The 19,394-nt window shown below is 73.1% G+C and carries 17 protein-coding genes; 11 read left to right on the forward strand and 6 right to left on the reverse strand.

Annotation, left to right across the window (positions count from 1 at the left end; genetic code table 11):
- The first annotated feature begins 888 nt into the window (after positions 1-888).
- Together ACZ4A5_RS05795 and ACZ4A5_RS05800 are read left to right on the forward strand one after the other, a co-directional pair.
- Positions 889-1,107 carry a hypothetical protein gene (locus tag ACZ4A5_RS05795; RefSeq protein ID WP_467578796.1) on the forward strand — a complete coding sequence of 73 codons (219 nt, stop codon included), beginning with the start codon at positions 889-891 and terminating at the stop codon, positions 1,105-1,107.
- Positions 1,108-1,815: 708 nt separating this feature from the next.
- Positions 1,816-2,079 (forward strand): hypothetical protein, encoded by a 264-nt coding sequence (locus tag ACZ4A5_RS05800; protein WP_467578798.1) that lies wholly within the window; start codon positions 1,816-1,818, stop codon positions 2,077-2,079.
- 204 nt (positions 2,080-2,283) lie between these two features.
- Here ACZ4A5_RS05800 and ACZ4A5_RS05805 read toward each other — a convergent pair whose 3' ends face one another.
- Entirely contained in the window at positions 2,284-3,918 is a 1,635-nt protein-coding gene (locus tag ACZ4A5_RS05805) for a FadD3 family acyl-CoA ligase (protein WP_467578800.1), read from the reverse strand.
- Between the two features lie 93 nt (positions 3,919-4,011).
- Here ACZ4A5_RS05805 and ACZ4A5_RS05810 point away from each other — a divergent pair, with 93 nt between their 5' ends.
- Genes ACZ4A5_RS05810 through ACZ4A5_RS05820 form a run of 3 tightly spaced genes read left to right on the forward strand, consistent with a single transcriptional unit; the run spans position 4,012 to position 6,413 of the window.
- On the forward strand, positions 4,012-5,163 hold the full coding sequence (locus ACZ4A5_RS05810; protein ID WP_467578802.1) for a lipid-transfer protein: 1,152 nt from the start codon (positions 4,012-4,014) through the stop codon (positions 5,161-5,163).
- Positions 5,164-5,169: 6 nt separating this feature from the next.
- Positions 5,170-5,634, forward strand: coding sequence for a Zn-ribbon domain-containing OB-fold protein (locus ACZ4A5_RS05815; protein WP_467578804.1), 465 nt, complete (start codon positions 5,170-5,172; stop codon positions 5,632-5,634).
- Entirely contained in the window at positions 5,631-6,413 is a 783-nt protein-coding gene (locus ACZ4A5_RS05820) for an enoyl-CoA hydratase/isomerase family protein (RefSeq protein WP_467578806.1), read from the forward strand. The genes ACZ4A5_RS05815 and ACZ4A5_RS05820 overlap by 4 nt, the downstream gene beginning before the upstream one ends.
- 94 nt (positions 6,414-6,507) lie before the next feature.
- Here ACZ4A5_RS05820 and afsK read toward each other — a convergent pair whose 3' ends face one another.
- On the reverse strand, positions 6,508-9,036 hold the full coding sequence (afsK, locus tag ACZ4A5_RS05825) for a protein serine/threonine kinase AfsK (RefSeq protein ID WP_467578808.1): 2,529 nt from the start codon (positions 9,034-9,036) through the stop codon (positions 6,508-6,510).
- A gap of 490 nt (positions 9,037-9,526) precedes the next feature.
- On the opposite strand from afsK, the gene ACZ4A5_RS05830 reads away from it, so the two are divergent.
- Entirely contained in the window at positions 9,527-10,174 is a 648-nt protein-coding gene (locus ACZ4A5_RS05830; protein ID WP_361527648.1) for a TetR family transcriptional regulator, read from the forward strand.
- Positions 10,175-10,321: 147 nt separating this feature from the next.
- On the opposite strand, the gene ACZ4A5_RS05835 is transcribed toward ACZ4A5_RS05830, so the two are convergent.
- Together ACZ4A5_RS05835 and ACZ4A5_RS05840 are read right to left on the reverse strand one after the other, a co-directional pair.
- Positions 10,322-10,801: a nitroreductase family deazaflavin-dependent oxidoreductase gene (locus tag ACZ4A5_RS05835; protein ID WP_467578810.1), complete on the reverse strand. Its 480-nt coding sequence runs from the start codon at positions 10,799-10,801 to the stop codon at positions 10,322-10,324.
- On the reverse strand, positions 10,798-12,015 hold the full coding sequence (locus ACZ4A5_RS05840; RefSeq protein WP_467578812.1) for an acyl-CoA dehydrogenase family protein: 1,218 nt from the start codon (positions 12,013-12,015) through the stop codon (positions 10,798-10,800). The genes ACZ4A5_RS05835 and ACZ4A5_RS05840 overlap by 4 nt, the downstream gene beginning before the upstream one ends.
- A gap of 87 nt (positions 12,016-12,102) precedes the next feature.
- On the opposite strand from ACZ4A5_RS05840, the gene ACZ4A5_RS05845 reads away from it, so the two are divergent.
- Both ACZ4A5_RS05845 and ACZ4A5_RS05850 read left to right on the forward strand, forming a co-directional pair.
- Positions 12,103-13,278 carry a thiolase C-terminal domain-containing protein gene (locus ACZ4A5_RS05845; RefSeq protein ID WP_467578814.1) on the forward strand — a complete coding sequence of 392 codons (1,176 nt, stop codon included), beginning with the start codon at positions 12,103-12,105 and terminating at the stop codon, positions 13,276-13,278.
- A gap of 402 nt (positions 13,279-13,680) precedes the next feature.
- Positions 13,681-14,364: a pyridoxine/pyridoxamine 5'-phosphate oxidase gene (locus tag ACZ4A5_RS05850; protein ID WP_467578816.1), complete on the forward strand. Its 684-nt coding sequence runs from the start codon at positions 13,681-13,683 to the stop codon at positions 14,362-14,364.
- Here the strand turns inward: ACZ4A5_RS05850 and ACZ4A5_RS05855 are convergent.
- Positions 14,342-14,941 carry a GNAT family N-acetyltransferase gene (locus ACZ4A5_RS05855; RefSeq protein ID WP_467578818.1) on the reverse strand — a complete coding sequence of 200 codons (600 nt, stop codon included), beginning with the start codon at positions 14,939-14,941 and terminating at the stop codon, positions 14,342-14,344. The two genes, ACZ4A5_RS05850 and ACZ4A5_RS05855, sit on opposite strands and share 23 nt — an antisense overlap.
- A 9-nt stretch (positions 14,942-14,950) precedes the next feature.
- Positions 14,951-15,358: a Zn-ribbon domain-containing OB-fold protein gene (locus ACZ4A5_RS05860; protein WP_467578820.1), complete on the reverse strand. Its 408-nt coding sequence runs from the start codon at positions 15,356-15,358 to the stop codon at positions 14,951-14,953.
- A gap of 157 nt (positions 15,359-15,515) precedes the next feature.
- Here ACZ4A5_RS05860 and ACZ4A5_RS05865 point away from each other — a divergent pair, with 157 nt between their 5' ends.
- The 3 genes from ACZ4A5_RS05865 to ACZ4A5_RS05875 are packed head-to-tail and all read left to right on the forward strand — an operon-like array spanning position 15,516 to position 19,393.
- Entirely contained in the window at positions 15,516-17,762 is a 2,247-nt protein-coding gene (locus ACZ4A5_RS05865; protein ID WP_467578822.1) for an acetate--CoA ligase family protein, read from the forward strand.
- Between the two features lie 37 nt (positions 17,763-17,799).
- On the forward strand, positions 17,800-18,675 hold the full coding sequence (locus tag ACZ4A5_RS05870) for an enoyl-CoA hydratase/isomerase family protein (RefSeq protein ID WP_467578824.1): 876 nt from the start codon (positions 17,800-17,802) through the stop codon (positions 18,673-18,675).
- Positions 18,676-18,724: 49 nt separating this feature from the next.
- Positions 18,725-19,393 carry a flavin reductase family protein gene (locus ACZ4A5_RS05875; RefSeq protein ID WP_467578826.1) on the forward strand — a complete coding sequence of 223 codons (669 nt, stop codon included), beginning with the start codon at positions 18,725-18,727 and terminating at the stop codon, positions 19,391-19,393.
- Position 19,394: the final 1 nt, after the last annotated feature.

The raw sequence follows: 19,394 nt of genomic DNA on the forward strand, positions 1-19,394 counted from the left end.
GGGCGGGCGGGGCTTGGGCGTTGGGCCCCGGTCTTCGCCCAGAGGTGAGTTTTCAGGCACACGCTCGCCGCGGGCGCAGGCGGCGACGGAGGGTGGTCGGGCGGGGCTTGGGGCGCGACCTCGCCGGCCCGTCCGGCGCTTGAGGAAAACGCGGCGAGGCGGGGTCTGGGGGCGGAGCCCCAGTTTCAGGGCGCGCAGGGCTGTGGGGGTCTGGGGGCGGAGCCCCAGTTCCGGGGCGCGCGACGTTCGTGGGGGTCTGGGGGCGGAGCTCCAGTTCCGGGACGCGCGACGTTCGTGGGGGTCTGGGGGCTTGCCCCCAGTTTCGGGAAGGGGCGGGGCAGGGGAACAAAACAGCCCGTCCGGCGTCTGAGGACGCGGCCGCAGGCCGCTCCCGCCGCAGGCGGCAAACCTGCCCGCACGTCGGGGTCTGGGGCAGCGCCCCCCACGCGGCGTAGCCGCACATCAGACGCAGCCGGGAAGGGGCGGGGCAGGGGAACAAGCCCGCCGCAGGCGCCAACGGGGCCCGGGGCCGAGCCCCGGTTTCGGGAAGGGGCGGGATGGGGAATATCCGCCGGACACACCCGCCGCGGGCCCCACCCCACCAGACCCCCGCGAAGCGAACACCCCCGCCCAGCCCCCCGCACAACGCTGTCACGTGCCCGTTCATCGATCGTTTATCGCCGCACGGCAGTCTTACTCATGTCGATCCGTCGCGTCGGGGGGCAGGCGGGTCGTAGGTGAAACCTCACCTAGGGATGATCAACCTGATCAGCCCTCATGCCCGTCCGGCGATCCTCGGGGGAGTCGCCGGGCGGGTTCTGCAATCCCCGAGGATCACCTTCCCCTTCACACCCAGAGACTCGCACTGAACCAACGGAGTTGATCGACATGAGCGATGAGCGGAAGCTCAAGCCAGTCGTGGCCACACCGCAGGACGATCACGTGACGGGCGGAGGCGGCGGCACCCTCGCCGCGACTCCGGAATTCGCGCCGGAATTCGCCCCGGAGTTCGCTCCGGAATTCGCGCCGCCGCCGGACGACCACGCGACCATAGGTGAGCCGATCGTCAAGCTGGACGATCACGCGACGGACAGCCCGCTTTCCTGAGACCTGATCCGACCGGGCTCGTCCGGGTGACAACACCGGCCGGACCCGGAAGGACAGAAGGACGACAGGGCCGCGGAGCGACACGGGGGAACACGGGGGACCGCGGCCCGGTCACCAGGGAAAGGCCCTACGGGGGACGTTCGGCAGGGGACCCGTCCAGGGGGACGGAAGGCGAACGGACAAGGGCCCGGCCCTGATCACGGGGGACGCCGACGGGGGGAAGAACGGAGGGGGCCGACCACACACGGGGGAACGCACGGGGGGAACACACGGGGGAAACCGACGGGGAAAAGCGCGACGGGGGAAGCGCGAACGGAAACGGGAACGTTCGAAGGGGCCGGCCGAAACGGGGGACGGCCCCACGGGGGAAACGTTCCACGGGGGACCGTTCACGCAGGAACAGAACGACGATCAGGCCCGAGGAGCGACGGGAACCCTCCGCAAGGAGGGCCCCACGGGGGCGCTCCCCGGGCCGGCTCGACGGGGGAAGTTCCGCGCACGACAACTGAATACGACAACTGAAGAGGGACGTCCCAACGGGGGGACAGACCAACGGGGGACTGTCAGGGGCCGGCGTCGGCAGCACGGAGGGGAAGCCGTCGACGCCGGCCCCTGCGGTCATGTTCCAGCGACGTCGGGATCCGTCAGGACCGCAGGCGCCGAGCGCGTCACCACCGCATTGCCACCCCCGATCCAGAGGAGTCAGGAATGAAGAACTCGAGCACGCGCATGAAGAAGCCCGCCTTCATAGCCGCCTTGGCGGTGGCCGCCGCCGTCGCCGCCGCGGTCCCGGCCGCGGCCGACGACCACACGACGCTCGCCGGCGTCCATCTCCAGACGCCGTCCGCCGGACACGCGAGCCCGCACGACGACCACACGACGGGCAGCACGGACGACCACAGCACCCTCGGCGCGGACGACCACACGACTGGCGGCGCGGACGACCACACCACCTCCGGCGACCTCGGCTGACACCACCCGGACGGGCTCGACCACCGCACTTCCCACAAAGGGCACCCGGGTCGGGCCCGTCCGGCGCGTCCGGGTCGTCAGGGGCGTCCGATGCGTCCGGGGCGTCCGGGGCGTCCGGCCCATCCAGCGCGTCCGCACGGCGGCGCCCCGGGATCCGCAGGGCTTCGCCCGGGGGCGGGGAACAGGGAACAGGGAACACCGCCCTCACGCGCCGTCGTCCGCCAGCTCCCGCAGCTCTCCCTTGCGTATCTTCCCCATCGCATTGCGCGGCAGCGCCCTCAGGAACGTCACCCCTCTCGGCACCTTGTAGTTCGCCAGCTCCGCCCGCACCCAGCGGATCAGCTCCTCCTCCGTCGGTGAATCGGCCGCCGCCCGCCGGACGACGAACGCCCTGCCCACCTCCCCCAGCCGCCCCTGCGGATCCGGCACCCCGACGACCGCCGCCTCGGCCACACCGGGGTGCCGCGTCAGCACGCGCTCCACCTCGGCCGGATAGACGTTGAAGCCACCGACCACGTACATGTCCGTGAGCCGGTCCGTGACGCGGAGATTGCCCTTGCCGTCCAGCACGCCGACGTCCCCGGTGTGCAGCCAGCCCTCCGCGTCGACCGCCCGCTCCGTCGCCTCGCGATCCTCGAAGTAGCCCGGCATCACCTGATATCCCCGCACCAGGATCTCCCCGCGCTCGCCGGCCGGCAGCGTCCCGCCGCCCGCCCCGACCACCTTGACCTCGGTGTCCGGTACGGCGCGGCCCGACGTGCGGGCCACCACCTCGTCCGGGTCGCCGCGCCGGCACATCGTGACCAGCCCGGTCGCCTCGCTGAGCCCGTAGGCGGTCAGCACCGTCACCCGCCCCAGCTCGTCCCGCAGCCGGCCGACCAGCCGCCGGTCCACCGTCGCCGCACCCGTCACCACGACCCGCAGCGACGAGAGGTCGTACAGCGCCCGGGCCGGGTGGTCGAGCAGCGACCGGAACAGCGTGGGCGGCCCGGGCAGCACCGATATGCGTTCGGTGGCGATGCGCGCCGCCACCTCGTCCGCGGCGAAGACCGGCTGCGGCACCATCGTCGCGCCCCGCATCAGGCAGGCGAGCACCCCCGCCTTGTAGCCGAAGGTGTGCGAGAAGGGGTTGACGATCAGGCAGCGGTCCCCCGCCCTGAGCCCGGCGAGATCCGCCCAGGCGCCGAAGGCGCGCAGACTCTGGGCCTGGGTGGCGACGACCCCCTTCGGCTCGCCCGTGGTACCGGAGGTGAAGACGATGTCGGAAGGCGCGTCCGGGGCCACGGCGTGGGCCCGCGCCCGCACGGCCCAGGCCGGCACCTCGTCACCCGCGGCCAGGAACTCCTTCCACGTGAGGAACTCCGCGGGCGCCTCCCCGCCCAGGACCACGACCTGCCGCAGGCAGGGCAGCTCCGCCAGCGGCGGCCCGTCACCCCGCATCCGCTCCCCGGCCCCCGCCGCACGGCGCAACGCGGCGACGTACGACGTACCGAGGAAGGTGCCGGTCACGAAGAGCAGCTCGGCCCGAGTGCGCTTCAGCACCTGGACCGCCTCGGCGCCCTTCAGCCGTGTGTTGAGGGGGACGAGGACCGCGCCCGCCGAGACGGCGCCCAGGGCCGCGACGACCCAGTCGAGGGTATTCGGGGCCCAGACGGCCACCCGGTCGCCCGCCTCGACCCCCGCGGCGAGGCAGCCGGCGGCGGCGCGCTCGACACGGGCGCCGAGCTGGCCGTAGCTGATCCGGCTCCGGCCGCAGACCACCGCCTCGCGGTCGGCGTACCGTGCGGCGGCCGTGCGGACCAGCCGGGGTACGGACATGAATTCCAGGTCCCCGCGCATCGCGCCCCCTCGCCCACTAGCTGACTAAACGTCAGATTAGCGATAGCCTTCCGCGCTGTCAGCAGCGAAAGCACCCACAGCGTGGAGGTGACGATGGCGGCGGCACTCAAGGACTCCACGGCGATCGTCGGCATAGGGCAGACTCCTTTCGCACGCCAACTCCCGTCATCGGAAAAGACCTTGGCCTGCCAGGCGATCCTGGCCGCGCTCGACGACGCGGGCATCCCTCCCTCCCAGGTCGACGCCTTCGCCTCCTACACCATGGAGGAGACCGACGAGGTCGAGGTCGCCAAGGCCATCGGCGCGGGCGACGTGACCTTCTTCTCCAAGGTCGGCTACGGCGGTGGCGGCTCCTGCGCGACCGTCGCCCACCTCGCCGCCGCGATCACCACCGGCCAGGCGACCGTCGGCGTGGCCTGGCGCTCCCGCAAGCGCGGCTCCGGCCCGCGCCCCTGGCGCAACACCGCCGTCCAGCTCCCCACGCCCGCGCAGTGGACCCGGCCGTACGGCCTGCTGCGCCCCGTCGACGAGATCGCCATGCTCGCCCGGCGCTATATGCACGAATACGGCGCGACGCGCGATCACTTCTTCAACGTCGCGCTCGCGTGCCGCAACCGCGCCCACCAGAACCCCGCCGCGATCATGCACGAGCGCCCGCTGACCCGTGAGACGTACATGACCTCGCGCTGGATCAGCGAGCCGCTCTGCCTCTTCGACAACTGCCTGGAGACCGACGGCGCCCTCGCCTGCGTGGTCACCTCCGCCGAGCGGGCCCGCGACTGCCGCGAGACCCCCGTGCTCATCCACTCCGCCGCGCAGGGCCTCCCCGCCCAGCACCACGGCATGGTCAACTACTGGAACGCCGATCCGCTGTCGGGCCCCGCCTGGACGGCCGCCCGGCACCTCTGGAAGACGGCCGACTTCGGCCCCGGCGACGTCGAAGTCGCCCAGATCTACGACGCGTTCACCCCGCTCGTGCTGCTCTCCCTCGAAGGCTACGGCTTCTGCGGGCGCGGCGAAGGAGCGGCCTTCACCGAGGGCGGCGCCCTGGAGACCGGCGGGCGCCTCCCGCTCAACACGGCGGGCGGTGGGCTCAGCGAGGCTTACGTCCATGGCTTCAACCTCATCAACGAAGGAGTCCGGCAACTCCGCGGCAGCTCCACCGCGCAGGTGCCCGGAGCCTCGACCTGCCTGGTCACGGCGGGCGAGGGGGTCCCCACTTCGGCGCTGCTGCTGAGGAGTTGAGTCTTCATGTCCTCCATCATGAAGGGCACCACTGACAACGGGCTCCTCGTGCCGGTGCCCGACGAGGACGGCGCCCCCTTCTGGGAGTTCGCCACCCGCGGTGAGCTGCGGATACAGGCGTGTGCCGACTGCGAACGGCTGCGGTTCCCGCCCCGGCCCTGCTGCCCGCACTGCCAGTCCTTCGCCGTCGCGTGGCACAGGATGAGCGGCCGCGGCCGCATCTGGTCGTACGCGCTGCCCCACCCGCCCCTCCTGCCCGCCTACACCGCGCACGCCCCGTACAACGTCGTGGTCGTGGAACTCGCCGACGCCCCGCTCATCCGCCTCGTCGGCAATGTGGTCGCCTCCCCCGGCGCGCCGCCCGACTCCGTCGATCCGGCCCGGCTGCGCATCGGCGCGCCCGTCCGCGTCGCCTTCACGGAGCTCACGGCGGGTGTGACGGTGCCGTGTTGGCTGCTGGAGCACCCGTGACGGCCGACGGCGCACCCGTGCGTACGGAGGTGGCGGAGGACGGCGTCGCGCTCGTCACCCTCGACCGCCCCGCCCGGCACAACGCGATCGACCTGGCCACGGCCGCCGCCCTGGCCGCCGCGTGGCGCCGCTTCCGCCGCGACGACAACGTGCGGGCTGTCGTGCTCACCGGCGCCGGCGACCGGGCGTTCTGCTCCGGCATCGACCGGTCGGCGACCGTGCCGCAGCCCGGCTCGCCCTACTCCGTCGACGACCCGCTCCTCACCGTCGGCCCCAAGGCCGCCGACCTGTGGAAGCCGGTGATCGTCGCGGTCGGCGGCCTGGCCTGCGGCGGCGCCTTCTATCTAATCGGCGAGGCGGAGTTCGTGGTCGCCTCGGAGAACGCGACGTTCTTCGACCCGCACACCACCTACGGCATGGTCAGCGCGTACGAATCGATCCACATGGCCCAGCGGATGCCGTTCGGCGAGGCAGCGCGCACGGCGCTGATGGGCACCGCCGAACGCCTCTCCGCGCGGCGCGCGTACGAGATCGGCCTCGTCTCCGAACTGACCCCGCCCGGCGAGGCCGTGCCCGCCGCCCTGCGCGCCGCCCGCGTCATCGCCTCCTGCCCCACCGAGGCGGTCCAGGGGACCGTACGCGCCCTGTGGGCGGCCAAGGAAGCGGCCCGCGCCCACGCCCTCGCCCTGGCCCCCCACCTGGTCTCCCTGGGCAATCTGCCACCGAACAGCCAGAACCACCTCTTCACCGGCCGCGACCGGACGTACCGCCTGCGGTGAACCGGCGACGGCGGGCGGCAGGGGACCCACTTTCGCGACCGCCACCGGGTGGGCCCTGGTGCGAGCCCGCACCCGCACCCGCGCAACGATCACCTCAACGCCGGGACAGCCCCGTCCCCTTGGCCGCGTCCAGCGCGTACACACAGCGGTCCTTGCTACAGGCGTAGACCACGCCGCCCATGGCCACCGGGGAACCGGTGATCTCGCCGCCGGTGGCCAGCTTCCAGCGGAGCTGACCGCCCGCCGCGTCGACCGTGTACAGACAGTGGTCCGCGGAGCCGAAGTGGACCCGGCCCTCGGCGACGACGGGCGCGCCCACCACATCGCCACCGGCCGCGAAGCGCCACCTGGGCGTGCCCGTGACGGCGTCCAGCGTGTACAGCGCGCCGCCGCTGCCCAGGTGCACGGCCCCGGACGCCACGAGCACCGGCTCCGTGGACTGCCGGGGCTCCGTGGCGATGCGCCAGCGATCCCGGCCGGTCGCCGCGTCCAGGGCGTAGACCGTGCCCAGGTAGTCCGCGATATAGACACCGCCGCCCGTGACCGCCGGGCCCGGCGCGAAGGCGGGCGGGCTCAGGAAGACCGCGGGCGCCTCGAACCGCCAGCGCACGTCCCCGCGCGCCACGTCGATCGCGAGGACTCGCGTACCGGCCGCCACGTACACCACGCCGTCCGGCGCGGCCAGCAGCCGCACCGGCACACCGCCGCAGGACGCGGTGTCACCCACGGGATACGACCAGCGCTCCGCGCCCGTGCGCGCCTCCAGGGCGCGCAGCCGCCCGTCGGCCCACACATACACCGTGCCGTCCTGCGCGAACGGGCCGCAGTCCGGGGTCTCGAAGTCGGTCTGGAGGCCGCTCATCTCCCACAGCAGCTCGCCGTTGGCCGCCTCCCACGCCTGGACACCGCCGCCACGCGTGCCCGTGACGATCGTGCCCCGGTCGGCCCGGAGCGAATACACCCAGCCGTCGGTGGCCAGCCGCCAGCGCTCGGCGCCGTCCGCCGCGTCGAGCGCGTAGAGCGTGGGGCCGTCGGAGGCGTGGATGCGGCCGTCCGCGACGGCCATGGCCCAGGCCACGTCCCGCGTCTTGAACTGCCTCCGCCCGCTGGCCACATCGAGCGCGTGGACCTCGAACGACGTCACGTAGAGCAGCTCTCCGGCGACGGTCGGCGTGCCCCACACGTCATTGGACATGCGGAACCGCCAGGGCCGCCAACGACCCTGGTCGGGCTGGGCGTTACCGCTGTCCATCGCGGGAGCGGCGGACTGCGGGGGCACGGAGGCCGGCGCCGCGCCCGTGATCCCGGCGGGCGGGCGCACCCAGCCGGTCGTGGGTCCGGCGCCGGGGTGGGCCTGCGGCTCGCGCACGTCGGCGACGCGCGGGCCGGGCCCGATGGGGACCTGCGATCCGGCCAGCCGTACGGAGCCGTCGTGCGCGGGCGCGGCGGGCGCGCCCGCGTGCCGGCCGTGCGCGGCGGCCACGACGGGAGCCCCGGCGGACCCGCCCGGTCCGCCGCGCGGATCGGGGGCGCCGGCCACGCCGGAACGACCGGTGTCGGCGCCGCCCAGGTGACCGTCGCCCCACGCGGGCCCGCTGCGCGCGCCGGGCGGCGCGTAGGAGGCGGCGGGCGCGCGGGACGGCGTCGGGGGCTGCGCGGGTCGGGGCGGCACGCCGGAGCGGTTGCGGCCGCTCCTCGCGGCCGCGGCGGCGGGCGCGGGCCGGTTCCCCGCCCGGCGCTGCTCGATGAGGGAGACGGCGTTGTCCGGCAGCCACGCGGAGGCCGTGCCGCTGTCGTCGTCCCCGCCGGAGGCGAAGAGGTGCGGGGCGAGCTGCGCCTGGAGGTCGGCCGGGGTGGGGCGGTGCTCCGCGGCCATCTGCATGCAGGAGTCGATGAGCGGGCGGAGCTCGTCGGGCAGCCCCGCCAGGTCCGGGCCCTCGCGCAGCAGCATGAAGACGGTCTCCACCGGGTTCGCGCCGTGGAAGGGCGCGTGTCCGGTCGCGGCGAAGACGAGCGTCGAGCCGAGCGAGAAGATGTCGCTGGCCCCCGTCACGCTGCGGGAGTCGCGTGCCTGCTCGGGAGACATATAGGCGGGCGTGCCGACGGCGACGTTGGTCATCGTCAGCCGGGTGTTGGAGACGCCGGAGGCGATGCCGAAGTCGATGACCCTGGGGCCGTCCTCCACCACCAGGACGTTCGACGGCTTGAGGTCGCGGTGCACGAGGCCCGCGCCGTGGATGGACTGCAGCGCCTCCGCGACACCGGCGGCCAGCCACCGGACGGCCTGGGCCGGGAGCGGGCCGCACTCGTTGATGATCTCTTCGAGCGAGGGCGCGGGCACATAGGCGGTGGCCAGCCAGGGCACGGCGGCGCGCGGGTCGGCGTCGACGACGGCGGCGGTGTAGAAGCCGCTGACCGCGCGGGCCGCCTCCACCTCACGGGTGAAGCGGACCCGGAAGAGCTGGTCCTCGGCGAGCTCCGTGCGCACCGTCTTGATCGCGACCCGCCGGCCGGAGGCCGAGCGGGCGAGATAGACCAGCCCCATGCCGCCGGCGCCGAGTCGGCCGAGCACCTCGAACGGGCCGATCCGTCTCGGGTCGTGCTGCGTAAGCTGCTCCACCACTGGCCTGCCACCTCCCCGTGGGGGCTTGAAGGGTTTCAGCCCCGTGCAGCGTCTCACCGCGAATTATCTCCGGGGTACGCATACTGATTCTTCCTGGCGACGGGCGCGGTTGCGAACCCGGGTCGCGCATCGCCGTGTCTCCACCACATGCGGAACGCCCGGCCCCGCCCGTCGCACCCCCCACTTCCGTCCCGTCACTCCGCGTAGCCGCCGCGAGGCGCGTCCGCCGCTCCGCGAGGTGTTCCGACCGCAACGTTATCGGGGTATCGCGGTTTCCACGCGGCCTGTGGATAACTGTGCGAAGAGCGCCCCGGGCGGCCTTGTCCACAGCCTGTCGATAGGACGATTCACCGGTACGGGCCAATCCGCTCCGCCGCCCGCGGCGACCCTCACATGCCGCCTGAGCTGGCCTTACGTACCACCTCGCACCCCTCCCCCCATTTGCATGCGGCCGGATCGCGCTCCGATCACCCCTCGGTAAGCTGACGGCATGACAGGACAAGTACGCACCGTCGACGGCCGCGTGGCCGGACGACGCGGACAGGCGACGCGGCAGAAGCTGCTCGACTGCCTCAGTGAAATGCTCAGCTCCTCGCCGTACCGCGACGTGAAGGTGATCGACGTCGCGCGTAAGGCCGGCACCTCGCCCGCCACCTTCTACCAGTATTTCCCGGACGTCGAAGGCGCCGTCCTGGAGATCGCGGAGGAGATGGCGAAGGAGGGCGCGAGCCTGACCGATCTCGTCGCCGGGCGCTCCTGGGTCGGCAAGTCCGGCTGGCAGGCAGCCGAGGAGCTGGTCGACGGCTTCCTCGGCTTCTGGCGCAAGCACGACGCCATCCTGCGCGTCGTCGATCTCGGGGCGGCCGAGGGCGACAAGCGGTTCTACAAGATCCGCATGAAGATCCTCAACGCCGTCACCAACTCCCTGACGGACTCCGTCAAGGAGCTCCAGTCCAAGGGCAAGGTGGACAAGGACGTCAGCCCGGCCGCCGTCGCCGGCTCGCTCGTCGCCATGCTCGCCGCCGTGGCCTCGCATCAGAAGGGCTTCCAGAGCTGGGGCGTGAAGCAGGCCGAGCTCAAGCCGAACCTCGCGCTGCTCGTGCACCTGGGCATCACCGGCAAGAAGCCGGCCAAGTAGCACGTCCGCGCCTCGCACGTCCTGTCATCGCAGCGGCGGGCCACTCCCGGCTCGGGCCGGAGCGGCCCGCCGCAGTGACATCCCCCACCTCTTCCCCGCCTCCGGCGGAAACGACCTCCTCGCCTCCGGCGGGGACGACGGCACGGCCTAACGCCGCTCCAGCCGGAACAGCCGGATCTCCCGTTCCACGCGCGCCTGGTAGCGCGCGTACGGAGGCCAGAACCTCACCACCGCCGCCCACGCGGCCGCACGCTCCGTGCCGCTCAGCAGCCGTGCCCGCACCGGGATGTCCCGCCCCCGCCAGCTGATCTCCGCGTCGGGGTGCGCCAGCAGATTCGCCGTCCAGGCAGGGTGACCGGGCCTGCCGAAATTGCTGCCGATCAGCACCCAGGCGCTCGCCGGATCGCCTTCCCGCATGCAGGCGAGCGGAGTCCGCCGCCGCTGTCCCGTCCGCGCGCCCGTCGACGTGAGGACGACGCTCGGCAGCAGACGCGCGCTGAGCATCGACTTCCCACCCGACAACCGGTGCACCGCCCGATCCAGCGCCGGCACGATGTGCGGCGCGATCCACGCGAACGCACGGGTCGAGGAAACTCTCTGCACCACTCGCTCCACAGTGGCAGTCATAGCGCCACGGCTTCCCGTCCGCTCCGGGCGGCAAACAGCCCGGCTCGCTCCGCGGCGCGTTCCCGCAGCCTGTGCACGGGCCCGAACAGCAACTCGTCCGAAGCGGCCCTCTTGAAGTACAGCTGCACATCGTGCTCCCACGTGACCCCGATGCCGCCGTGCAGCTGGACGGCCTCCGCCGCGGTCATGCGCTGCGCCTCCAGCGCCTGAGCGAGCGCGAGCCCTCCGACGGCCGCCGACGGCCGCTCCCCGGCGGCCCAGGCCGCGTAGTACGCGGCCGAACGTGCCGTCTGCACCACCACGTGGAGGTCGGCCAGCCGGTGCTTGACCGCCTGGAAGGATCCGATCGGCCTGCCGAACTGTTCGCGGGAACACACGTACTCGACCGTCCGCTCCAGCGCCCGGTCCGCCGCTCCCACGGCTTCCGCCGCGACAGCCGCCGCCACACTGCCGCTCAGCCGGGCGAGCGCGCCCGGCACATCGGCATCCTCCCCTGCCGGCCCCAGGAGTTCGGCCGCGGCATCGCGCAGTTCGACGCGGGCCTGCGACCGCGTCTCGTCCAAGGCGGTCAGCCGGGTACGGGTCACGCCCCGCGCTCCCTGCGGCCGAAGGGCGAACAGGAGCGTCCTGCCGCGCGCGTACCCGCCCGCGTGGGCCGCGACGAGCAGCAGGCCCGCGCTGTGCCCGTCGAGCACCTGTGCCGCCTCGCCGTACAGCCGCCAGCCCGTGCCGCCGGCGGCCGGCCGCGCCTGGATGCCGCCCGCCCGGCCGCCTCCGGCCCACTGCCCGTCGTTCGCCCCGGTCAGCCCGAGCGCGGCCGTCAGGTGGCCGCCCGGCAGTACCAGCGCTCCCGTCAGCTCACCGTCGGCCAGGGACGGCAGCAGCTCCGCGCGCTGCGCCTCCGTGCCGAGCGCCGCGACGAGCGGTGCCACCAGTCCGGCGGTGGCCAGCAGCGGGGACGGCAGCAGCACCCGGCCCGCCTCCTCGGCGGCCAGGGCCGCCTCCGTGGGCCCGCAGCCCGCTCCGCCGTAGCGCGCCTCCACCGCCAGGCCGGGCAGCCCCGGCCGCTCCGCGAGAAGCGCCCACAGGGCCTCGTCGTAACCGGTCGCCGTACGGACCGCCGCCCTGACCTCTTCCGGCCCGCAGCGTTTGAGCAGCAGCTCGCGCAGGGTGCGCCGGATCTCGTTCTGCTCGTCGCTCAACGCGGCATCCATGGCGGACTCCTTCCGAAGCCGAAGGGCCGTCATGGTAGGCAGGGCAACCACACTTTCCCAGAGCAGATCTGATGTACCGTCAGATCTATGAGCCCGGACCGCCCGCGCAAGGTAGCCGTCGTCGGTGTCTCCCTCTCGGACTGCGGCCGTGTCGACCACGCCACCGCGTACGCCCTGCACGCCCAGGCCGCCCGCCGCGCCCTCGCCGACTCCGGCCTCGGCCGGGACGCCGTCGACGGACTCGCCTCCGCCGGGCTGGGCACGCTCGCCCCCACGGAGATCGCGGACTATCTGGGGCTGCGGCCGCTGTGGGCCGACTCGACCGGCGTCGGAGGAGCGACCTGGGAGGTCATGGCCGCGCACGCGGCCGACGCCATCGCCCTGGGCCACGCGAACGCGGTCCTGCTCGTCTACGGCTCCACCGCCCGCGCCGACCTGAAGGCGGGCCGCCGCACCGCGGCCCTCTCCTTCGGCAGCCGGGGACCCGCACAGTTCGAAGCGCCGTACGGGCACACGCTCATCGCCAAGTACGCGATGGCCGCACGTCGCCACATGCATCAGTACGGGACCACGCTTGAACAGTTTGCCGACGTCGCGGTTCAAACCCGCGCCAACGCCTTTTTCAACCCCCACGCCATGTACCGCGATCCGATCACGGCCGACGACGTGCTCGGCGGACCGGTGATCGCCGACCCCTTCACCAAACTCCAGTGCTGCATACGGTCCGACGGCGGCTGCGCCGTGCTCCTCGCGGCGGAGGAGTACGTGGCCGGCATGGCGAAGTCACCCGTGTGGGTGTTGGGAGCCGGAACCGCGCTCTCTCACTCCACGTTGTCGGAGTGGGACGACTTCACGGTCTCCCCGGCCGCGGCCTCCGGGCGGCTCGCCTTCCAGCGCGCCGGCGTCACCCCCCAGGAGATCGATCTGGCCGAGCTGTACGACGCGTTCACCTATATGACCCTGGTGACGCTGGAGGACCTGGGCTTCTGCGCGAAAGGCGAAGGCGGCGCGTTCGTGGCGGGGGGCCGGCTGACGACCTGCGGCGGGCTGCCGGTCAACACCGACGGCGGCGGGCTGTCCGCCTGTCACCCCGGCATGCGGGGCCTCTTCCTCCTGGTCGAGGCCGTACGCCAGCTCAGGGGCGAGGCCGAGGAGGGCCGCCAGGTGCGGCGACGCGACGGCACCCTCCCCCAGCTGGCCGTCGTCTCGGGCACGGGCGGCTGGTTCTGCTCCTCAGGGACGCTGGTCCTGGCACGCGACTGAGTGCGGTGCGGTCCGGTTGCGCCCGCGGGGGGCTTGCGTCGCGGTCTCGCCTTCTCGGCTCCGTCTCTCGCGGCTCCGCCGCGTGGGAGTTCCTCAGACCCCGGTCCTCAGAACGCCGGTCCTCAGAACGCCGGACGGGCTGGTCCCAGCCCGTCCGGCAGCGCCTCCCAGCGTGAGCTGGGGGAGCCTGAGAACACCGCGCGTCAGCGCGGTTGGGGTTCTGGGCGCCTCCCCAGTTCCGGGAAGGGGCGGGTAGAGGGAAAGCCCGCCGCAGGCGCGACCGGCCTGCACCGAACTCAAGCGCGCGACTGCCCCCGGCCCCCATCCCCCGGCTCCCCGCCGCACCACAGGGTCGGAACAACAGGGTCGAACGAATCGCCCGCAGCGGGTTGGATGGATGCCATGAGCGACGAAACGGCCGACAGCCGCCAGGATTCCTTCCGCGAGCTGCTGCGCTCCCTGCGGGTGTGGGACACCGAGCTGCCGCACTTCGACCCCGCCCAGGCCCCCGCCGACCCCTTGCCCCTCTTCCAGCAGTGGCTGCGCGAGGCCGCCGAGGCCGGGACACCCGAGCCGCACACGATGACCCTGGCGACCGCCGACGCGCACGGCACGCCGTGCGTGCGGACCGTCATGCTCCACGACGCGGACGCGCGCGGCTGGCACTTCGCCACCCACCGTACGAGCCGCAAGGGCCGGGAGCTGGCCGCCCGGCCCGAGGCGGCGCTGGGCTTCTACTGGCCCGCGGTCGGCCGTCAGGTACGGGTGCTGGGCACCGTGACGGCCGCGAGCCCCCAGGAGAGCCGGGCCGACCTGGCCAAGCGCTCCCCCGGCGCCCTGGCGGCCGCGCTGGTGGGCCGGCAGAGCGAGCCGCTGCCCTCCCTCGCCGAGCTGGAACGCGCCTCGGACGCCGCCTGGGAACGGGCCCTGCGCGAGCCCGACGCGCCGGTGGACAGCTGGACGCTGTACGTCCTGGAGGCGGACGAGGTCGAGTTCTTCCAGGGCGACGACCGCCGCCGCCACGTGCGCCTGCGCTACCGCCGCGGCCGGGGAGGCCGCTGGGTCACCGAGCTCCTCTGGCCGTGAGGCCGGGCTCCGGGTCGGTGGCGAGCCGGGCGTGGAGATGGATGTCCCACATCCCTCCGTCACTGCCCGGCAAAGCACCTCGCAGTGTGCCTTCGAGGCCGTACGCGCACCGTTCGGCCACCCGGCACGAGGCGTCATGGCCGAGCGCGTGCCCCAGCTCCAGCCGGTACAGCCGCGGCTGCTCATGGAACGCCCACCGCGTCAGGGCCTCCAGGGCCCTGGAGGCATAGCCCCGGCCGCGGAACTCGGGCAGGATCCAGTAACTGACCCGGGCGCTGCGCCGAATGTGGTCGATCATGGACAGGCCGACGCTGCCCACGACGGTATCCGGGCCCTCCGCCTGGGCGGTGACCGCGAACCCCACCGAATCGCCCTGCTGCCACCCGTCCGTACAACGCCCCAGGAAGGCCCGCGCGCCCTCTTCGTCCGGTGGCGGCGCGGTGATGGCGTTCCAGCGCCGGAACTCAGGGTCCGCTATTCCCCGCAGCACGGCATCGAGATCCCCGTCCTCCCACGGGCGCAGCAGGAGGTCGAACTCACCGATCCGGGCAGGGGCCGATGCCTTCGATTCCTTCATGTCCGGCATTCAACGCGGGCGGAATACAGGGAGCTTCAGCGGGGATTCGGGCACCGCGCGGAACATCACCCGCAGGTCCATGCCGATCCGCAGCCGGTGTTCGGGGCAGTCGACGATCTCGGTCGTCATGCGCGGCCCCTCCGAGAGATCCACGACGGCGGCCACGTACGGCAGCCGCTCGCCGAACGGCGGAAGGTCGTTCACGCGGACGACCGACCATGTGTAGAGCGTGGCGCGGCCGGACGCCTCCTCCCAGACGACGTCCTCGCTCCAGCAGCGCGGACAGATCTCCCGTGGGTGGTGATGCGCTCTGCCGCACTCCGGGGCGCGGCAGCGGCGTATGAGCAACCGGCCCCGCGCGGCGGCGTCCCAGTAGGGCCTCGTGAACGCGTCCACCGCGGGCACATCGTTGCGCACCTCAGCCTCCAACCGCTCAACTTCCCCGCCTTCCCCGGCACTTGATGCCCCTCGGGCCGCCCCGGGCCATTTCGCACATCTTTCCTGACGTGACGTCAGATCGGTAGCCTGAACTTACGTCAGCCCGTCGGCCCTTGAGCAGGAGTGGACGAGAACGATGCTTGGATCGACTCACGGCACCCTCACCACCACCTCCCGCCCGGCCCGCGTGGCGGCCTGCGGCGAACACCGGAGCCCCGCCGTCCATGGCCTGGCCGACGGCGCCGAGGACCTCGATGTCAGCGGGCGCCCCCTGCGCTCGGACGTGCCCGACCTGGACCGCTTCTTCCGGCCCGAGACCGTCGCCGTCGTCGGCGCCTCGGACGCGGAGGGCCGGCCCAACACCGGCATCACCCGGCAGCTCATCGCCTGGGCCGACCGGGTCGGCGCCCGCCTGCACCCCGTGCACCCGACCCGCGGGAGCGTCTTCGGCCGCCCCTGTCATCCGTCCGTCGCCGAGCTGCCCGAGCGGATCGATCTCGCAGTCCTTCTCGTGGGTGACCCCCTTCCCGTCATCGATCAACTGGCCGCCTCCGGAACGGACTCCACGGACAGCAAGGCGGCATTCGCCGTCGCGTTCGCCTCCGGCTTCGCGGAGACCGGACCGGAAGGCGCCGCCGCCCAGGCCCGGCTCGCGGCCGCGGCGCGGCGGGCAGGAGTCCGGCTGCTCGGCCCGAACACCAACCTCAACGCCTTCGAGCGCTTCCGCACCGACCTCGACGGCCCGGCGATCGCCCTGGTGACCCAGTCAGGCCACCAGGGCCGCCCCGTCTTCTCCCTCCAGGAAATCGGCGTCCGGCTCTCGCACTGGGCCCCGACCGGCAACGAGGCCGACCTGGAGTGCGCGGACTTCATCTCCTACTTCGCCACCCGGCCGGAGGTCGGAGCCATCGCCGCGTATATGGAAGGGCTCAAGGACGGCCGCTCCTTCCTGCTGGCCGCCGACCGGGCGGCCCGGCACAAGGTGCCCGTCGTCACCGTCAAGGTCGGCCGCACCGAGACCGGTGCCCGCACGGCCGCCTCCCACACCGGCAAGCTGACCGGCGCCGACGACGTGGTGGACGCGGCGATGCGGCAGTTCGGCGTGATCCGCGTGAACGGTCTCGACGAGCTCCAGGACACCTCGGCCCTGCTCGCCCGCGCCCGGCCGCCACGGGCCACCGGGGTCGCCGTCTATTCGATATCCGGCGGCACGGGCGCCCACTTCGCCGACCTGGCCACCGCGGCCGGCCTCGACCTCCCCGTCCTCCCCGCCGCGAAGCAGCACGAGCTCCACCAGTGGATCCCGGACTACCTCTCCGTCTCCAACCCCGTCGACAGCGGCGGCCACCCCGTCGGCGACTGGCGCGGCCGCAAGATCATCGACGCCGTCCTCGACGACCCTTCCGTCGGCGTGCTCATCTGCCCGATCCCCGGCCCCTTCCCACCCATGAGCGACACCCTCGTACGCGACCTGGTGGCGGCCGCGGAGGAGACCGACAAGCTCGTCTGCGTGGTCTGGGGCTCCCCGGTGGGCACCGAGGACGCCTACCGCGAAGTGCTCCTCGGCTCCTCCCGCGTGGCCACCTTCCGCACCTTCGCCAACTGTGTCACCGCCGTGCGCGCCTATCTCGACCACCACCGCTTCGTCGCCCACTACCGCTCCCCGTTCGAGGACGCCCCCCGCGCCCTCTCCCCCTCCGCCCGCAAGGCACAGGCCCTCATGCGGCCGGGCGAACAGCTCAGCGAGCACGCGGCGAAGCAGCTCCTGCGCGCGTACGGCATCCGCGTGCCCCGGGAACAGCTGGTGACCAGCGCCGCCGCTGCCGTTCGGGCCGCCGGGCTGGTGGGCTACCCCGTGGTGATGAAGGCGTCGGGCCCCCAGCTCGCCCACAAGACGGAGCTGGGCCTGGTGAAGATCGGCCTGACCTCGGCGAGCCAGGTCCGCGACGCCTACCGCGAGCTGACCGACATCGCCCGCTACGAGGGCCTGCCCCTGGACGGCGTCCTCGTCTGCCAACTCGTCGGGCACGGCGTGGAGATGGCGGTCGGGATCTCGCCGGACCCGCTCTTCGGCCCCACCGTGACGGTGGGGCTGGGCGGGGTGCTGGTCGAGGTGATGCGCGACATCGCGGTGGGCGTACCGCCGTTCGACGAGGGCCGGGCCCGCGCGATGCTCGGCGAACTGCGCGGCAGCACCCTGCTGGACGGGGTCCGGGGAGCGCCCCCGGCCGACGTGGACGCGCTCGTGGAGACCGTCCTGCGCGTGCAGCGCATGGCTCTGGAGCTGGACGGCGAGCTCGCCGAGCTCGACATCAACCCCCTCGTGGTGCTGGACCGCGGCCAGGGCGCGGTGGCCCTGGACGCGCTGGCCTTCTGCCGCTGAGCCGCCCGCGGCGACCCTGAGAACCAGGAGCTTCCCCATGCCCGTCTCCCCCCGTGAAACGTCCGACGACACTCCCGGAGCGGACGGACCCACCGAGCCCCCCGGGCCCGTCCGCTCCGATGCCTCAGTGATACTCCACGCCACTGACAACGGAGTCCTGCGGATCACGCTCAATCGTCCCAAAGCTCTCCACGCCATCACCGCTGACCTGCGAGAACAACTGATTTCAAGATTTTTTGACGCTTCCGCCGACCCGGCCGTGCGAGCCGTCGTCGTCACCGCGACGGGCCGGGCCTTCTGCGCCGGGGCTGATCTTCGCCCGACTTCCCGGCCCCGGCCCGGCGGGCCCGTACCGGGCGATGTCGCCCGCCTGATCCAGCGCGGCGCGCAGCGGCTGATCGGCGCGGTCCTGGACTGCGAGAAGCCTGTGATCGCCGCCGTGAACGGCGTCGCCGCCGGGCTCGGCGCACACCTCGCGCTGGCCTGTGATCTTGTCCTGGCGGGCGAATCGGCGCAGTTCATCGAGGTGTTCGTGCGCCGCGGCCTGGTCCCCGACGGGGGCGGCGCCTATCTCCTCCCGCGGCTCGTGGGCCCACGGCGCGCGAAGGAGCTGATGTTCTTCGGTGACGCCCTCTCCGCCGAAGAGGCGGAACGGCTGGGGCTGGTGAACCGGGTGGTGCCCGACGGCGAACTGGCCGGGACGGCTCACGCCTGGGCGGAGCGGCTGGCCGCCGGACCGACCCGCGCCCTCGCCCTGACCAAGCAGCTGATCAATGCCTCCCTCGACGCCGACCGGGCGGCGGCCTTCACCGCGGAGGCCACCGCGCAGGAGATCAACATGACGACGGCGGACGCCCGGGAGGGCCTGGCGAGCTTCGCGGAACGGCGCGCCCCGCGCTTCAGGGGCCGTTAGCGCCCACCCGGCCCTTCCAAGCTGACTCTCCGTCAGTTTCAATGGAGCCATGATGGGACACGCGGGCATGGCGGCTGCCGCCGTGCGATATCTGCGGTCGACCGGAGCGCCGACCTCCGCACCACCGGGGCCCGCCCTCCCGCCCCGCCCGGAGCCGCCGCGCGTCGATCCCATGCCGCGACCGGAACTGCGGGCCGTACGAGCGGACGAGCCGATTCCGCCAGCCCCGGACGAATTCCGGCGCGTACTCGGCCACTTCGCCAGCGGCGTCACGGTGGTCACGGCGCCGGGGCGGGACGGCGAACCGCCCGCGGGCTTCTCCTGCCAGTCCTTCGCCTCCCTCTCCCTCGACCCGCCGCTGGTCGTCTTCATGGTGGCCCGTACGTCCTCCACCTGGCCGCGCATCGCCCGCGCCGGCGTCTTCTGCGTCAACATCCTCGGCGCGGACCAGGAAGAGCTCTGCCGGGCCTTCGCGGTCAGCGGCGCGCGGACGGCCGACAAGTTCGCGGGCGTACGGCACGAGCCGTCCCCCGCGACCGGTTCACCCCGCCTCGCGGACGTCCCGGCATGGGTCGACTGCGCGGTTCACGCCGTGCACACCGGCGGGGACCACCTGATCGTCGTCGGGAGCGTCGAGGCACTCGGAGCGGGCGCGGGCGCGGCCGGGGCGCGGCCGCTGCTCTTCCACAGGGGCACGCTCGGGACGTTCACCCCCTGAG

This window comes from Streptomyces sp. NPDC025618 (assembly GCF_055558795.1).

Excerpts from the sequence above, each read along its gene's own strand:
- ACZ4A5_RS05845 (WP_467578814.1), top strand. The coding sequence starts at position 12,103 with ATGAGCCCGGACCGCCCGCGCAAGGTAGCCGTCGTCGGTGTCTCCCTC.
- ACZ4A5_RS05855 (WP_467578818.1), bottom strand. The coding sequence starts at position 14,941 with ATGAAGGAATCGAAGGCATCGGCCCCTGCCCGGATCGGTGAGTTCGAC.
- ACZ4A5_RS05850 (WP_467578816.1), top strand. The coding sequence starts at position 13,681 with ATGAGCGACGAAACGGCCGACAGCCGCCAGGATTCCTTCCGCGAGCTG.
- ACZ4A5_RS05870 (WP_467578824.1), top strand. The coding sequence starts at position 17,800 with ATGCCCGTCTCCCCCCGTGAAACGTCCGACGACACTCCCGGAGCGGAC.
- ACZ4A5_RS05865 (WP_467578822.1), top strand. The coding sequence starts at position 15,516 with ATGCTTGGATCGACTCACGGCACCCTCACCACCACCTCCCGCCCGGCC.
- ACZ4A5_RS05810 (WP_467578802.1), top strand. The coding sequence starts at position 4,012 with ATGGCGGCGGCACTCAAGGACTCCACGGCGATCGTCGGCATAGGGCAG.
- ACZ4A5_RS05800 (WP_467578798.1), top strand. The coding sequence starts at position 1,816 with ATGAAGAACTCGAGCACGCGCATGAAGAAGCCCGCCTTCATAGCCGCC.
- ACZ4A5_RS05795 (WP_467578796.1), top strand. The coding sequence starts at position 889 with ATGAGCGATGAGCGGAAGCTCAAGCCAGTCGTGGCCACACCGCAGGAC.
- ACZ4A5_RS05835 (WP_467578810.1), bottom strand. The coding sequence starts at position 10,801 with ATGACTGCCACTGTGGAGCGAGTGGTGCAGAGAGTTTCCTCGACCCGT.
- ACZ4A5_RS05815 (WP_467578804.1), top strand. The coding sequence starts at position 5,170 with ATGTCCTCCATCATGAAGGGCACCACTGACAACGGGCTCCTCGTGCCG.
- ACZ4A5_RS05840 (WP_467578812.1), bottom strand. The coding sequence starts at position 12,015 with ATGGATGCCGCGTTGAGCGACGAGCAGAACGAGATCCGGCGCACCCTG.
- ACZ4A5_RS05805 (WP_467578800.1), bottom strand. The coding sequence starts at position 3,918 with ATGCGCGGGGACCTGGAATTCATGTCCGTACCCCGGCTGGTCCGCACG.
- ACZ4A5_RS05875 (WP_467578826.1), top strand. The coding sequence starts at position 18,725 with ATGATGGGACACGCGGGCATGGCGGCTGCCGCCGTGCGATATCTGCGG.
- ACZ4A5_RS05830 (WP_361527648.1), top strand. The coding sequence starts at position 9,527 with ATGACAGGACAAGTACGCACCGTCGACGGCCGCGTGGCCGGACGACGC.